General features: G+C 47.4%; 11 protein-coding genes. 8 read left to right on the top strand and 3 right to left on the bottom strand.

The window, feature by feature from the left end; translation table 11 throughout:
• Positions 1-246: 246 nt before the first annotated feature.
• Positions 247-2,148, bottom strand: a complete 1,902-nt coding sequence (locus tag BDI_RS03055) for an AMP-dependent synthetase/ligase (RefSeq protein ID WP_011966093.1) — start codon at positions 2,146-2,148, stop codon at positions 247-249.
• 27 nt (positions 2,149-2,175) lie between these two features.
• The gene (gene mfd / locus BDI_RS03060; protein ID WP_011966094.1) at positions 2,176-5,538 is read right to left on the bottom strand and encodes a transcription-repair coupling factor; all 3,363 of its coding nucleotides are present in this window, start codon (positions 5,536-5,538) and stop codon (positions 2,176-2,178) included.
• 49 nt (positions 5,539-5,587) lie between these two features.
• On the opposite strand from mfd, the gene BDI_RS03065 reads away from it, so the two are divergent.
• The 4 genes from BDI_RS03065 to BDI_RS03080 all read left to right on the top strand — a co-directional run bounded on the left by BDI_RS03065 (position 5,588) and on the right by BDI_RS03080 (position 8,087).
• Positions 5,588-5,944: a hypothetical protein gene (locus BDI_RS03065; protein WP_005857769.1), complete on the top strand. Its 357-nt coding sequence runs from the start codon at positions 5,588-5,590 to the stop codon at positions 5,942-5,944.
• Between the two features lie 192 nt (positions 5,945-6,136).
• Positions 6,137-6,625, top strand: a complete 489-nt coding sequence (locus BDI_RS03070) for a Dps family protein (RefSeq protein ID WP_005857767.1) — start codon at positions 6,137-6,139, stop codon at positions 6,623-6,625.
• A gap of 135 nt (positions 6,626-6,760) precedes the next feature.
• The gene (locus BDI_RS03075; protein ID WP_005857766.1) at positions 6,761-7,444 is read left to right on the top strand and encodes an outer membrane beta-barrel protein; all 684 of its coding nucleotides are present in this window, start codon (positions 6,761-6,763) and stop codon (positions 7,442-7,444) included.
• A gap of 154 nt (positions 7,445-7,598) precedes the next feature.
• Positions 7,599-8,087 (top strand): Dps family protein, encoded by a 489-nt coding sequence (locus tag BDI_RS03080; RefSeq protein WP_005857763.1) that lies wholly within the window; start codon positions 7,599-7,601, stop codon positions 8,085-8,087.
• A 50-nt stretch (positions 8,088-8,137) separates the two neighbouring features.
• Here BDI_RS03080 and BDI_RS03085 read toward each other — a convergent pair whose 3' ends face one another.
• Complete coding sequence (locus tag BDI_RS03085; protein ID WP_011966095.1) at positions 8,138-10,513, bottom strand: hybrid sensor histidine kinase/response regulator; 2,376 nt, start codon at positions 10,511-10,513, stop codon at positions 8,138-8,140.
• A gap of 241 nt (positions 10,514-10,754) precedes the next feature.
• Here BDI_RS03085 and BDI_RS03090 point away from each other — a divergent pair, with 241 nt between their 5' ends.
• From BDI_RS03090 to BDI_RS03105, 4 genes are read left to right on the top strand one after another with little or no spacing between them, the layout of a single operon-like run.
• A complete protein-coding gene (locus BDI_RS03090; RefSeq protein WP_029257197.1) occupies positions 10,755-11,552 on the top strand; it encodes an IclR family transcriptional regulator in 798 nt (265 codons plus the stop codon).
• A gap of 17 nt (positions 11,553-11,569) precedes the next feature.
• A complete protein-coding gene (locus tag BDI_RS03095; RefSeq protein ID WP_005857757.1) occupies positions 11,570-13,345 on the top strand; it encodes a YncE family protein in 1,776 nt (591 codons plus the stop codon).
• Between the two features lie 11 nt (positions 13,346-13,356).
• Positions 13,357-14,451: a hypothetical protein gene (locus BDI_RS03100; protein ID WP_005857755.1), complete on the top strand. Its 1,095-nt coding sequence runs from the start codon at positions 13,357-13,359 to the stop codon at positions 14,449-14,451.
• Positions 14,452-14,485: 34 nt separating this feature from the next.
• Positions 14,486-15,244: a hypothetical protein gene (locus BDI_RS03105; protein ID WP_005857754.1), complete on the top strand. Its 759-nt coding sequence runs from the start codon at positions 14,486-14,488 to the stop codon at positions 15,242-15,244.
• Positions 15,245-15,315: the final 71 nt, after the last annotated feature.

Consider the following 15,315-nt stretch of genomic DNA (forward strand, 5'->3'; position numbering starts at 1 on the left):
GAAATTATTAAACCATATTAGCTGTGAGAAGAAACTCCGAGGAGCTGGGGGGCTACTATTTATGGAATAGGCAATTATTAATCACTGTCAAAGGTCAGTAGAAAATTACATAAAAGCAAAAATAAACTTTGTTTTTTACATAAATATCTTTGTGTTGTTCTCGTTCTGCGGCTCTCTTGAAACAACAAAGGCCTTGCCGGGGTAGCAAGGCCCATCGCGGGGGATGAGACGCAGCACGCCGCGTCTCTACAACGCCTCCTTGTTCCACTTGTTCTGCGGGTTCTTCCCCTCGGGGGTATAGAGCTGGGCGATACGGGCGGCGTAGGCTTTCTCTACCTTGCCCCGGACGATCTTCATGGTGCTATTTACCATGCCGTTTTGCTCGGTGAAAGGCTCGGGGAGGATGGCGAAGGTGGTCGGCAACCAACGATCCGGGAACATACTAGACAGGTCGCCTCCCTTGCGGAAGCGGTCGATCTGGCGCTGGATGATACGGATGGCCTCTTCCCGGCCTTGATCGCTCGTGAGGTCCAGATTCTGGTGGGCCAGATGCTTCCTCAACCGTTCTTTGTTAGGGACCAACAGGGCGGTCGTGTACGGACTCTGGTTATTGTACAGGATCAGCTGGTCGATGCAAGAGGAATGCTCTACCAAGGCTTCCTCTATACCCTCCGGACTGTATTTCTCCCCGTCGCTTCCGATCAGCAGGCTCTTGAAACGCCCCAACACATAAAGAAGCCCGTCACGCATATATCCCATATCCCCGGTGTACAGCCAACCCTCCTTTACGGTATCGGCCGTCGATGCCGGGTTCTTCCAGTAGCCGGCCATCACGTTCTCTCCCCGGATGACGATCTCGCCTTTCTCCCCCGGAGGAAGTACGTTGCCGTCCATGTCGCAGATCTTTAGGTCGAGGGGCCGCACCAATACGCCGCTACTGCCGAAGACGTGGCGGCGGGGGCCGTTGGTCGAGATGATCGGTGTCGCCTCGCTCAGCCCGTATCCTTGGTACATCGGGATTCCCAAGGCGTAATAGAACTTCTGCAAGTCCTTATCCAGCAAGGCGCCCCCTCCGATAAAGAACTTCAGCTCGCCCCCGAAGTTCTCACGGACTTTCGTGAACAATAGCTTGTCGAACAAACGGATCAGTGGTTTCAAGAAGACGCGGAAGCCTTTTCCTTCCTCCTCGTCGCTATCCCCGTTATAGATATAACCGATCCGTAGGGCTAGGTTGAAAAGGCGGACGGCGTTCTTGCCTCGCGCTCGGATACCTTGCTCGATATTCTTCTTGAAGTTCTTCGCCAAGGCGGGGACGCTCAGTATCAGGTACGGCTTGAACTCCTTTATATTGATAGGGATATTCTTCAAGGTCTCCATACCGGTACGCCCTACCTGCACGGTAGCTACCGAGGCTCCCTTCGACATGAAGATGTAGAATCCTACCACGTGGGCGAAGCAATGGTCCAGCGGGAGTATCACCAACGTACGCCACGTATCGTCTATATCCACGCAGGTGAGCGCTTGCTCCACGTTCGCCGTATAGTTACGGTGGGTGAGGATCACGCCTTTCGGATCGGCGGTCGTGCCGGAGGTATAGGTGATGGTGGCGTAATCATCGTTGCCCAGCGATTGCCCGATCGCCAAGAACTCCTCTAGCGGATGAATACCCAGATAGACCTTCCCCATCCGGCGTATCTCGGACAGCGACATCTCACGGTCTTGGTATTCCGCTTGCTCGTCGAGTACGATGATCTTCCGTACGGCGGGGAGCTTATCCTTGATCGCCCGGATTTTCTTGAGTTGCAGGCCCGATACCATGATATATTTCACGTCGGCGTGGACGAGGCGGAATAAGAGGTCATTCGCCTCCTCCAGCTTGATGGATAGGGGGACATTGGTGGCCCCGGCGTAAAACATGGCCAGCTCTCCGATGATCCATGCGTTGCGGCCCTCGCTCAGCAAAGCCATGTTATCCCCTTTCCGCACGCCCAGCGATACGAGGCCTGCGCCTTCCTCATAGACGAGGTCTCGAACCTCGGAGTAAGTGGTTGGCTCGAATCGCTTGCCCGTCTTCTCCCATAAAAAAGGATTACCGGGGAAGCGCTTCACTGAACTCTCAAAAAGGTCTATAATCGTTTTCTTTTCCATATCTTTTCGTGTTTGTAAGAGGATGTGTCAAAAGTTGGTTGAGTTTATTTTTTCCATCTCTTGCAGGTAGCCGCATGCCGCTTCCACCGTAGGGACGTTCTTGATCACGATACTTCGCTTGCCGTTCTGCTCCCGGAGGTTGCATTCACGGGGATGCTTTTGGATGAAGCCCAGCAGCTTGCCGAACGCCTCGCTTTGGTAATACGGGCTGTCCGGGTTATTCACCAAGAAGAGGCTCATCTGCCCTTTCTTCAGGATCACCTTCTCCATACCCAGTTTCTTGGCCATGCGACGGAGGCGCACGATCCGGATCAACTCCTTGCCCTCCTTCGGTATCTTGCCAAAGCGGTCTTTCAGGCGCTCCGTAAAGGCGAGGATGTCACGTTCCTCCTCCATATTATCCAACTCCCGGTATAGGGAAATACGTTCCGAGTCGTTGGGGATGTAGGTGGGAGGGAACATCAATTCTAGATCGCTCTCGATATAGGTCTCCCGGACGTACTCGCTGCCCGTATCCCGGTGCCCTTCGGTGTTATCGGCGTAAAGATCGGCGAATTCCTCGCTTTTCAACTCGTCTACCGCCTCCTCCAAGATCTTCTGGTACGTCTCGTAACCCAGATCCGCTATGAAACCGCTTTGCTCGGCCCCCAACATATTGCCGGCCCCCCGGATATCGAGGTCTTGCATGGCGATATGGATACCGCTACCCAGCTCGGAGAAGTTCTCGATCGCTTGCAACCTGCGCCGTGCCTCCTGCGTCAGCGAGGTGAGGGGCGGGGAAAGGAGGTAGCAGAAGGCTTTCCGGTTGCTTCGTCCTACACGTCCGCGTAGCTGATGGAGGTCGCTAAGCCCGAATTGCTGGGCGTTGTTGATGATGATCGTATTGGCGTTGGGCACGTCGATGCCGCTCTCCACGATACTGGTAGCGATCAATACGTCGTATTCATGGTTCACGAAGTCGAGGATGATCTTCTCCAGCTTCTCCGGCTCCATCTGCCCGTGCCCCACGGCTACCCGTGCGTCGGGGACTTCCCGCCGTACCAAGGCTTCCATCTCGTAAATGTTCTGGATACGGTTGTTGATGAAGAACACCTGCCCGTTCCGGCTCATCTCGAAATTGATCGCTTCCCGGATGATATCGGGATTGAAACGCTCCACCTCCGTCTGCACGGGATAACGGTTGGGCGGTGGCGTGGTGATGCTGGAAAGGTCCCGGGCCCCCATCAAGGAGAATTGTAAGGTACGGGGGATCGGGGTGGCCGTCATTGTCAAGGTGTCCACGTTCACCTTCAGCTGCCGAAGCTTCTCCTTGACGGATACCCCGAACTTCTGCTCCTCGTCGATGATAAGCAAGCCCAGATCCTTGAAACGTACATCCTTGCCGACGATCCGGTGGGTGCCGATCAAGATATTCACCTCGCCCTCTTTCAGCTCTTTCAAGGTAGCCTTGATTTGCGCGGCCGTACGGGCCCGGCTGATATAATCGATCTTGCAAGGGAAATCCTTCAAGCGCTCACAAAACGTCTGGTAATGCTGGAAAGCCAGTACGGTGGTGGGTACCAACACGGCCACCTGCTTATTGTCCGATACCGCCTTGAATGCCGCGCGGATAGCTACCTCGGTCTTTCCGAAACCAACGTCTCCACAAATCAGCCGGTCCATCGGACGGGTACTTTCCATATCCGCCTTGACCTCGGCGGTCGCCTTCATCTGGTCCGGCGTGTCCTCGTAGATGAAGCTGGCTTCCAGCTCATGCTGCATGAAGCTGTCCGGCGTGTAGGCGAAACCCGTCTCTTGCTTGCGTTTGGAATAGAGGAGGATCAAGTCCCGGGCGATATCCTTCACCTTCGCCTTGGTACGTTCCTTCATCTTTTCCCAAGCGCCTGTGCCGAGCTTGCTCAACTTAGGAGGCTCGCCGCTCTCTTTCCCCTTGTATTTCGATAATTTATGCAGGGAATGGATGCTGACGAATATAATATCGTTATTCTGATAAATCAATTTGATGGCCTCTTGCATCTTACCGTTCACCTCGGTGCGTACCAATCCCCCGAACTGTCCTACGCCATGGTCGATATGTACGATATAATCCCCCTGCGAGAACTGGTTCAGCTCCTTGAGCGAAAGGGTGATCTTTCCGCTTCGTGCCTTATCGCTCTTCAAGTTGAACTTGTGGAAGCGGTCGAACAATTGATGGTCGGTGAAAAAGCAGATGCGTAGCGTATCGTCGGCGAATCCCTCGTGTATCGTGCGGTTTACGGCGGTGAAAGGGATATTGTCGCCCCTATCCTCGAAAATCATCCGGATACGGTTGGCTTGTTTCTCTTGATCGCTCAATATATATAATGTATAGCCCTCGTCGAGGTATTTATGGAACGACTCGCTCACCCGGTCGAAATTCTTATGATAGATCGGCTGCGTTTGCGTAGAGAAATGGATGGTAGCGTCCGCCGTTCCCATCGGCCGTGCCCCGAAATGGATGCGACGGAAATCCAAGACCTCCCGTAGGAAGTCCTCGCCCCGGACTAATTTCTTCCGCATCTGGTCGATATCGGCGAAGGATTCCTCGTCGGCTACCACCGGATCGTCGTTCCATACGCTTCCGATGCGCTCCTTGCACCATGCGAGATCTCTCGCCGCTATGCAGGTGTTCCGGGGAAGGGAGCCTAGCAAGGAAGTACTATCCTTGGCGTTCTTGCTCATCTCCGGGACGATATAGATGCTGTCCAGTTTCTCCTTGCTGAGTTGCGTCTCCACGTCGAACGTACGGATGGTCTCCACCTCGTCGCCGAAAAAGTCGATACGGTAGGGGAACTCGTAGGAGAAAGAGAAAACGTCGAGGATACTGCCCCGGAGGGCGTACTGCCCCGGCTCATATACATAATCGACCTGCTCGAAGCCATACTCGTCCAGCACGTCAGAGACAAACATATTATCCAGCTTCTCGCCCACGCTGATTTTTAAGGTATTCTCCTTCAATACCTCCCGGGCCACGACTCGTTCCGCCAAGGCGTCCGGATACGTGACGATCACGAAAGAGGCGTCCGGGTCTTGCAACCGGCTGAGTACCTCGGTGCGCAGGATCTCGTTCGCCGGATCGACATGCCCGTACTTGATGGCCCTCCGGTAAGCGGATGGGAAGAAGTATACCTCATTGCTGGCGGTAAGCTGCATCAAGTCGTGATAGAAATAGCCGGCTTCCTCTTGGTCGTTCAACACACACACATAGCTTCCCCTTCCTTTCGTAAAAAGAGAGGCGATCGTCATCGCCGGACCCGAGCCATTCAGTCCCTTTAGGAATATATTGCGGGACGTATCGTTTTTCAGTAGGGTGTCCAGCGCCGTCACTTGCGGGTGAGCGGCATATAGTTTCAATAATTCTTGTACTTCCAAAGCGATATCTTGTTTCCGCGAAGGTAACCTTTTTAGGGAAAAAAACAGTATGAATAATGCAGCGATTATTGCCCAGACAATGAACAATGCCGGATTTGACGTACTGCCGATGGAAATGGACTTGTCCTCACGCTCGTCTATTCTGAGCTTGATAGACGAAGCGCAGAAGCATGGAGAAATCTCAATGTTAGTAAATGTCGCCGGAGTATCTGTTTTCCATAGAGCGAGGATTCGAGTAGGGGATTTTGGGGGAAATGCTTTTGGGTCCTCTGAAAAAGGGAGACTTATCTTATATTTTTATGTATGTTCTAGTTCCTTGCCGTATGATTCTGTAAAAAGTCGTACGTGTTTCCCGAAAAACATGTACGACTTTTCAAAAAAACACGTACGTGTTTTTCGAAAATGATAATCGTCTTTTTAAAATGTTAGTATCCAATTATTTATGTATTCATGTCATTTGCATACTTATTGTATGGAATAGTTTAATAAATCTCCTCTATCTTGATATAAAAATTATCTGTTTGACAGCTACTTATACTTGCCGTATCTTTGCGGTATAAGAAAAACAGAAAGTATAACAAATTAAAAAGTAGCAATTATGAAAACATTAGATTATATCCATTTAGACGCATCAGCGGTAAGTAACGTAGTAGCAAGCTTGAAACAATTATTGGCGGACTACCAAGTATTTTATACGAACCTTCGTGGTTTCCACTGGAATATCAAGGGACACGGTTTCTTCGTTCTTCACGGTAAATTCGAGGATATGTACAACAACGCTGCCGAGAAGGTTGACGAGTTGGCGGAACGTATCCTGATGTTGGGAGGCGAGCCGGAGAACAAGTTCAGCGAGTATTTGAAAGTAGCCCGTGTAAAAGAGGTATCAGGCGTATCCTGCGGTGACGAGGCGTTAAAGAATATTCTTGATACGTATGGTCATTTGATCGGTGAGGAGCGTAAACTTCTTTCCTTGGCATCCGGGGCGGGAGATGAGGCTACGGTCGCTTTGATGAGTGATTATCTGAAAGAACAAGAGAAGTTGGTTTGGATGTTAGTAGCATATTTAACTTGCGATTGCAAGAAGTAAAAAAGGTGATTCATTGCGTTTGGAGAAGGTCGGAAGTGATTCCGGCCTTTTTCTGTTGGTGCCAATAGGGGTTTTTTATTGTTTCATGTCTTATTCATATATATCGTTCGATTATTTTATCAAAATAAAAAGTATATGAAAAGAGTTGTAGTATTTGCGATGGTGTTAATGCTGGGTGTAGTATCGGTACAAGCCCAGTGGTCGGTAGTTCCGGAAGCGGGTATGACAGTGATGAAGGCGGGTCCAATGGTTGATTGGAAACCGAGTTGGAAGATTGGGGTAGGAGTGGAATATCAGTTGAAGCCGGAATTTCTTTCTCTGAAGTCCGGTCTGTATTATACGCAAAGGGGATATAGTAATGACCAATTCCCCGGATATGGATATGGGCATTATTGGTGGACTGTGCCGGGACCTACTTATGATCCGTATGGATATGCGTATGATTACTCAAATAAGGTGACACGAAATTTCTTGCAATTACCGATTATGGCTAATTTATCGTTCAAATTAGCTGAGGATATTCGTTTGAATGTCGGAGTAGGCCCTTATATAGCCGTAAGCGTATTGGATAAAGGAATGTTCGGGGGATGGTCTGTCGCTTCGGAAGAATCCGCTAAGTTTTATACCCATGATCCCTGTGAAGGGCTTCGTGCTTTTGATTGGGGTATAAGTTCCACTGTAGGTGTGGAAATAAAACAATGCTTTATCAATTTTGGCTATGATGTATCGTTAGGTAAAGAGTATAAGGGAGGATCTATCGAGGCGAATTACCATACCTTGGCTCTTACCGCAGGATATAAGTTTAAATTGGGTAAATAGAAACCTAAGTTCTATCGCATGTCTTCCTGTTGATCGTTTAAATATAGATTCTATCTATATGTATATAGGAATTATCTGTTTGACAGCTGTTTATATTTACCATATCTTTGCAGTATAAGAAAACGGAAAGTATAACAATTAAAAAAATAGCAGTATGAAAACATTAGATTATCTTCATTTAGACGCATCAGCGGTAAGTAACGTAGTAGCAAGCTTGAAACAATTATTGGCGGACTACCAAGTATTTTATACGAACCTTCGTGGTTTCCACTGGAATATCAAGGGACACGGTTTCTTCGTTCTTCATGGTAAATTCGAGGATATGTACAACAACGCTGCCGAGAAGGTTGACGAGTTGGCGGAACGTATCCTGATGTTGGGAGGCGAGCCGGAGAACAAGTTCAGCGAGTACCTGAAAGTAGCCCGTGTAAAAGAGGTATCAGGCGTATCCTGTGGTGACGAGGCATTGAAACATATTCTCGATACCTATGGCCTGCTGATTGGTGAGGAGCGTAAACTTCTTTCCTTGGCATCGGAGGCGGGCGATGAGGCTACGGTAGCGTTGATGAGTGACTATCTGAAGGAACAAGAAAAATTGGTTTGGATGTTGGTAGCATATTCAACTTGCGATTGCAAGAAGTAAAAAGGTGATTCATTGAGTTTGGAGAAGGCCGGAAGAGATTCCGGCTTTTTTTACTGGAACCATTTCCTCATAATTCCATATAATTTGTCTATCTCGATCGGTTTTGCGATATGTTCGTTCATGCCGGCTTCCAGACTTAGCCGTACATCTTCGGCGAAAGCATTGGCAGACATGGCTATAATGGGCATATCTTTGATATCTTGACGGTCGAGATGACGAATTTGCCTTGTCGCTTCGAGTCCATCCATTACAGGCATCTGTATATCCATGATTATAAAATCGTAATAACCTTCGGGTGAAGCGGCGACTTTATCAACGGCTTCTTGTCCGTCGCAAGCTGTCTCGACTTCTGCATGGGTTTCTTGCAGCAATTCATACGCTATCTCGCGGTTTAGGTCATTGTCTTCCACGACCAGTATCCGTTTGCCGGGAAAAGATATGATATGAGTCGGTGTGATAAGGACTTGCTCGTCTTCCTTTTTGTCTGAGGCAAATTTTTTCATTAAATGGAATAGCTTGGATTTCATGATAGGCTTGCTTATGAAGCCGTTGACGCCAGCTTTTACTGCCTCAAATTCGTAACCGGAATAATCGTATGCTGATATGATGATGATCGGAGTATCTGGTTCCACGTATTCCCTTATTTTTATGGTGGTTTCGATGCCGTTCATGCCGGGCATCATTAAATCTATGATAATAGCAAAGTAAGTGTCTCCGTCGATTACTTTTTGTACGGCCTTTTCACCGGAAAGAACCCATTCCGGTTTCATCCCTAATTCTTGGAGGTTTTCATAAGCGATCTCGCAGGATACCTCATCGTCATCTACTACCAGTACTGGTAGGTCTACCAATATATTATTGTCGTATTCATTCGTACTTCCCAGTTTGACATGAAACCTCATGGTGAATTTGGAGCCTTTTCCATATTCACTTTCCACAAGAATGTCTCCGTTCATTATCTGGGCGATATGGCGGCTGATAGCCATGCCGAGACCAGTCCCTTGGATATTGCGAATGGCCTTGTCATCCGACCGCTCGAAAGGTTCGAATACTTTTTCCAGAAATTCTGGTTTCATTCCTATACCGTTATCCGTTACGGTTATTTCAAACTGGCCGTAACCGTTATAGACAGAAGGTTTCTCTTCTACCGTTAGTTGTATTTGCCCGTCTTCCGGAGTATATTTGATCGCATTTGTAAGCATGTTCAACAATGCTTGCTGTATACGTTGCACGTCACCTATAAGGCATTCGTGTTTTATCTTGGTGACATGTATCTGAAACTTTTGCTTTTTCGCTTCAAAGGCCGGTTGCACCATGACGAATAAACTCTCTAATAGCTCGTTGATCTTGAATGCCTCTTCTGTCAGCATGATCTTATCACTTTCCAGTTTAGACATATCCAGTACCTCATTGATCAGATTTAATAAGAGTTTGGAGGAAATGGTTATTTTCTTTAAGCAATCAGCTATACGCATCTGGTCATCCATGTGCAGGCGAGCTATCGCTGTCATACCGACGATGGCGTTGATAGGAGTGCGGATGTCATGGCTCATCCGGGATAGGAAATCAGTTTTGGCACGGTTGGCGGCATTAGCGCTCTGTAAAGCTTCCTGCAACAGTTTTTTTTGTTTTCTTTCTTCTTTGATTTCCGTTATATCAGTTCGAGTCATTAACCATATGTTCTTTTCCCTGTCGTAATAGCTGAATCGCATTTTCTTTTCCCGGTTTACGCCATTCTCTATCATGGTGCCATATACGATATATTCTCCATGTTTCCGTAGTATCGGTTCTATATGAGCGATCTGTAGTTTCTCAGTCATTTCTTCGTGAAGCTCAGGTGCCATATATTGCCGGTTATATGAGGCGACTACTCCATCATAGTCATAGCTGGCGATAGGAGGGGGACTATAGCTCTCCGAGCCGGAGGTATACATGACATAGCTATTTTTCGAAGCTTCAATATAGATTACGTAATCATATTCTGATCTTACGGCGGTTTCTATAATTTGCGCTTTTCTGAAATCGTTGATATTACGGCTAGATAAAAGGATTCTATCAGGGATACCTTCGTTGTTAACAAGAATATCGATAAAAGTTTCGTGCCATTCAAAACCGAAGTGATCGTTGCAGAAACGTAAGTCAAATGTTTTATGAAAACATCCTTCGGCTATCATTCTAAAGAAAACTTCAAGCGAAACCGTTTCATCCCATAAACTACGGTCTGGAGAATAGATGTCGTTTCTTAGAATGTTGGCAAGGCTGGTATAATCTTGTTTTGTATTAACTAATTCCGGATTCATTGAATATTTAAGTATATCGACGCTTCCGTCTTCCAAATAGATAGTCCAGATCGTATCCATGAGATATTGATAATTAGCTAATAGCTCGTTTTTATTTAACTTTTCTTTTTTGCTTTCGCTTGTCATGTTTGTATTCTTGCTCGTTTATGAATGCACTTATATCCTTGTGCTTTCAAGGATATTCCGCGAAAGTAGGTAAATAATATGTATATAAGAGATAAAATCATTGTAAATCAAAAAGAATTGATCATTTTCCTTTAAGGATTTATATGCTCTGCAACATACTTAACACCTTTTTACATATTTCGTGTCTTGTTTAAATTCATCACTGCTATATTTGGTTCAAATCTGAAATGCAATTTCAAATATGGAAAACACGCTGCCAAATATGGAAAAAGTGGATGAGAGCTACAAAGTGCCTAATTTAGAGAAGGGCATAGCGGTTCTTGAGTACCTTTCCTTGCGGTCGGCGGGAGAAACATTGCAAGATATTAAGTCGGCGCTCGATATATCTCAGACTACGGCTTACCGTATTTTGAATACATTGGTGCGGCTGGAATATCTTAATTTTAGTGAAGACACGAAACGCTATAAACTTTCCCGAAAATTATTGACCCTTGGTTTCAGATCCTTGAATGAACACAATCTCTTAGAGACCGTCTTGCCACATTTGCGTGATTTACGTGATCAAGTGAAAGAGACCGCTTGCTTTGGTGTCTTGGGAGATGAGAAAGGGATTTTTATCGAACAAGCGCAAGGACATCATACGTTCCGCTTCGTCCTGTCGCCGGGAAAGCCGTTTGAGTTGCATTGTTCGGCTCCCGGAAAGGCGATTATGGCTTATTTGCCGAAGACGGTGCGAGATCGTTACCTGTCCTACATGACGTTTACACGGTATAATTCCCGGACGATCACTTCTCGTGAGGCCTATCTGGAGGAATTGGAGAAGGTTGGTAAGCTGGGATATGCCATGGATAATGAGGAGGAGCTGAGCGGCGTGATCTGCGTAGGCGCCCCGATCTTTAATTATACGGGATATCCTTGTGGAGCGATTTGGATCTCCGGCCCGAAAGACCGCTTATCGAAAGAGGTGGTGAAAAATACGGTGAAGGTGATCAAGGAGATTGCCGGGGTGATCTCGAACGAACTAGGATTTAGAAAATAAGGAATACAAAATATACCATGAACACACGAAAATACTTGATAAAAAACTCATTGGTGGCTTGTCTTGTCGGCTGTTGCGTTTCTCTCGCTTCAGCCGGCAACCCACCTTTCTTTACTACGGATGCCGTATTGAATGCGAAGGGGGAGCTATTAATGACACAGAAAGGAACGAGACATCTGGATATTTTTTCAGCGGACGGTAAGAGCTTACTTCATTCGTTTCCGTTTGATGAGATCCCGACCGGGTTGCTTCCGGATGGGGATAAGGTGTATGTGACGACCTTCGAGAAGACCGGCCGTTTACAAGTGCTTTCCTTGGAATCGGGTAGGGTGGAAGCGGCTATACCGACGGGATCGGGAGCCTGTCATCCGATGTTCGGGCCGGATAAGAAACATATATATGTATGTAATCAGTTCGATAATTCGGTGGTCGAGATAGATCCGGTGATGCGTAAGGTAGTCCGGAGCGTGAAAGTGTTGCGTGAGCCTAAATCGGCGGTATTCAGCAAGGATGGCAAGTATATGTTTGTTACGAATTTCCTGCCCGCACAACGGGCGGACGTGGATGTGGTGGCCGCTTGCGTATCAGTAATCGAGATGGAGGGGTTTACGAAAGTGAAAGATATCCAATTGGCGAATGGTAGCAATGCCTTACGGGGGATGTGTATCACGCCGGACGGGAAATATATATACGTGTCTCATAACTTGGGACGATTCACGGTGCCTACTTCCCAACTTCAACAAGGTTGGATGAACACGAGCGCTTTCAGCGTGATCGATGTGGCGAAGCAGGAATTCGTTGGGGCGGTATTGGTGGACGAGCCGGATCGTGGCGCTGCCGGTATCTGGAGTATCGCTTGCGATGACAAGCATATCTTTATCACGCATAGCGGAACGCATGAGGTGAGCGTGATCGATCATCCGGCGATGTTGGCGAAGTTTGAGTCTTATAAGGATAAGAGCCGTCTGGATTACGACTTGAATTTCTTGTATGGACTTCGTGAGCGAGTTACCTTACAAGGAAACGGTCCCCGAAATTTTATATTTTCGGGAGATAAGTTGATAATCCCTACTTATTTCGCCGATATCTTGAATACCGTCGATATAAATACATTGGAGGTGACGGCTACCGACATGAATCCGGGGCGTACGGAAACGCCGGAGAACAAGGGCGAGAAATACTTTAACGACGCAAATCATTGCTATCAAGGCTGGCAGAGTTGTAACGGTTGCCATCCGGGGGATGCCCGTACGGACGGGATGAACTGGGACTTGATGAATGATGGAGTTGGTAACTCGAAGAATTGTAAGAGCATGTTGTATTCGCATGTGACTCCCCCAAGCATGATCTCGGGTGTTCGTGAGAGCGCAGAATATGCGGTACGTGCCGGTTTTAAGTTCATTCAGTTTTTTGAGCCAGAAGAGGAAATGGCGAAATGTGTGGACGCTTATATGAAATCCTTGCGTCCGGTGCCTAGCCCGTATTTAGTAAATGGGGAATTATCGGATAAGGCGAAAGAGGGAAGAAAGGTGTTTGAGAAACTGAAATGTGGCGAGTGTCATAGCGGTCCTTATTATACGGATATGAAGATGCACCGTATCGGCGAGGATATAGAATTTGAGAAAGGGTGGGATACACCTACTTTGATCGAGGTCTGGCGTACGGCTCCTTATCTGTTTGATGGGCGTGCGGCTACCATGGAAGAGGTGTTCGAGGTCCATAAGCATGGCATCGATAAAAAGGTTTCCAAGAAAGATATCGAGGCGTTAACGGAATATGTAAACTCCCTGTAAAATAAAAGGATATGAATTATTGTGAGAAGATACATTATACGATATTAAGCACCAAGCGGGCCGAGTTCGCCGTTATGGTGGACGATCTATTGTCTCAATTGCCTCAAAACGAGGTGATCATGAGGTTGGCCTTTTTCGGTACTCCGGGTACAAATGAGGAATACGTGGCACGCCGGGTTTTGCTGCGGGAGAAGATCCGTCGGTATTATGGGGATTGCGAACCGGCTTTGAGCTATGTCTCCCAACCGCCGCTGAACGCTCCTTTGCTGATGGAGGTACATAGCTATGTGCCCGATGCGCAGGATCGGATTACTTTCCGTCATTATCAAGGTGTTCCTTATGTCTTGTTGGAGAATGCCTCGGGACGTTTCCTTTTTGCCGGCGGTTTTCAAGGGGATGTACTCCATTTTGGTATAGAGCCTCAGTCGGTGGAAGCTTTCCGGTTATTGGGGGATGTGCTTCGTCGGGAGGGTTTTCCGTTGAATAGCATTATCCGTCAGTGGAATTATATCGAGCGTATAACCGCTTTCGACGGTCCGGATCAGCATTATCAAGCGTTTAATAACGCCCGGTCTGATTTTTATAGTAAAACGGAATGGGCGAATGGTTATCCTGCCGCTACGGGTATCGGGGCGAATCTGGGAGGTATCTTGATCGATGTGGATGCCGCCGTGTTTACTACGCCGGATGCTTTCGCTACGCCGATCGATAATAAGTTGCAGGTGGCTGCCCATGCGTATTCGGAACAAGTACTGGAAGTTGCCCGACAAAAGAAGACGACCCCTAAGTTCGAGCGTGCCAAGAGCATGACTTTTCAGGATCGTAAATTGATTTATATTTCCGGTACAGCCGCTATCCGTGGTGAGGAGAGCTTGACGGGAGTAGGTCTGGAACGTCAGCTACGGATCACGATGGAAAATATAGCGGAACTGATCGCTGACGCTAAATTGGTTAAGTTACGAGTCTACTTGAAGAATAAATCCGACTATAAGGAGGCTGAGCGTTTGATGAATACCTACGGATTAAATATCCCGATCTCTTATATGTGGGCCGACGTTTGCCGGGATGAGTTATTGATCGAGATCGAGGGAATAGCGATACGTTGAAACAAATAGTACTAACAAATATACACAAAAACAAATGAGAAAAGGTTTGAACATGAAAATGGCGGCTATGGGATTGGTGTTGGTATCTATGGTCGCATGTACGGGAAAGACAACGACAGACGCTACTTGTTGCGCCGCTAACGGGGAGGGCAATTGTCCGGAAGGAACTTGCCGCAAAGAATGCACGAACGCATGTAATACTAACAATCAAAAAAATAAAACAATGGCTTATTCAAAGAAGTACACGAACGCCGATTTTTATAAAGACGGCAAGTTTCAACAAGATGTCGCTATGGAAGCGATGAAAGATATGTTTGCTTTCTACGATGTTCCTTTCACGGAGTTGATGGCGAAAGATATGTGGGTGACAGACTTTGGCTTGGGCGATTTCGAAAATGTAGGTATGGGTGGTATTTTCTGGATCAACGATCCGGAGTATAAGTATTTCGCTCACGCTATCTATTTGTTGCCGGGCCAGATGATTCCGGAACACGCTCACGTAAAGACTGACTTTCCTGCTAAACATGAGTCTTGGATGGTAGAGAAGGGTTGGGTATACAACTTCTCTGAGGTAGGTGACGAGACCCCGAACGCCCCGGCTATCCCTGCTGGACACGGACCGATCAAGAGCAAGAATTTCGTGGTTCAGAAGGTCGGCGACGTATTACGTCTGAAGAAATTGGAGACATTCCACTTTATGATGGCAGGTCCGGAAGGCGCTATCGTAGATGAGTGGGCATGCTATCACGACAACGCTGGCTTACGTTTCACGAACCAGAAGGCCGCTTTATAAAAACCTCTAGGGTTATGCTTCGTAATTCTAAGGGTTGCCGATCGTGATCCTTAGGGTTTCAATAAACAACC

The sequence above is a fragment of the Parabacteroides distasonis ATCC 8503 genome (assembly GCF_000012845.1).
GTDB lineage: Bacteria > Bacteroidota > Bacteroidia > Bacteroidales > Tannerellaceae > Parabacteroides > Parabacteroides distasonis.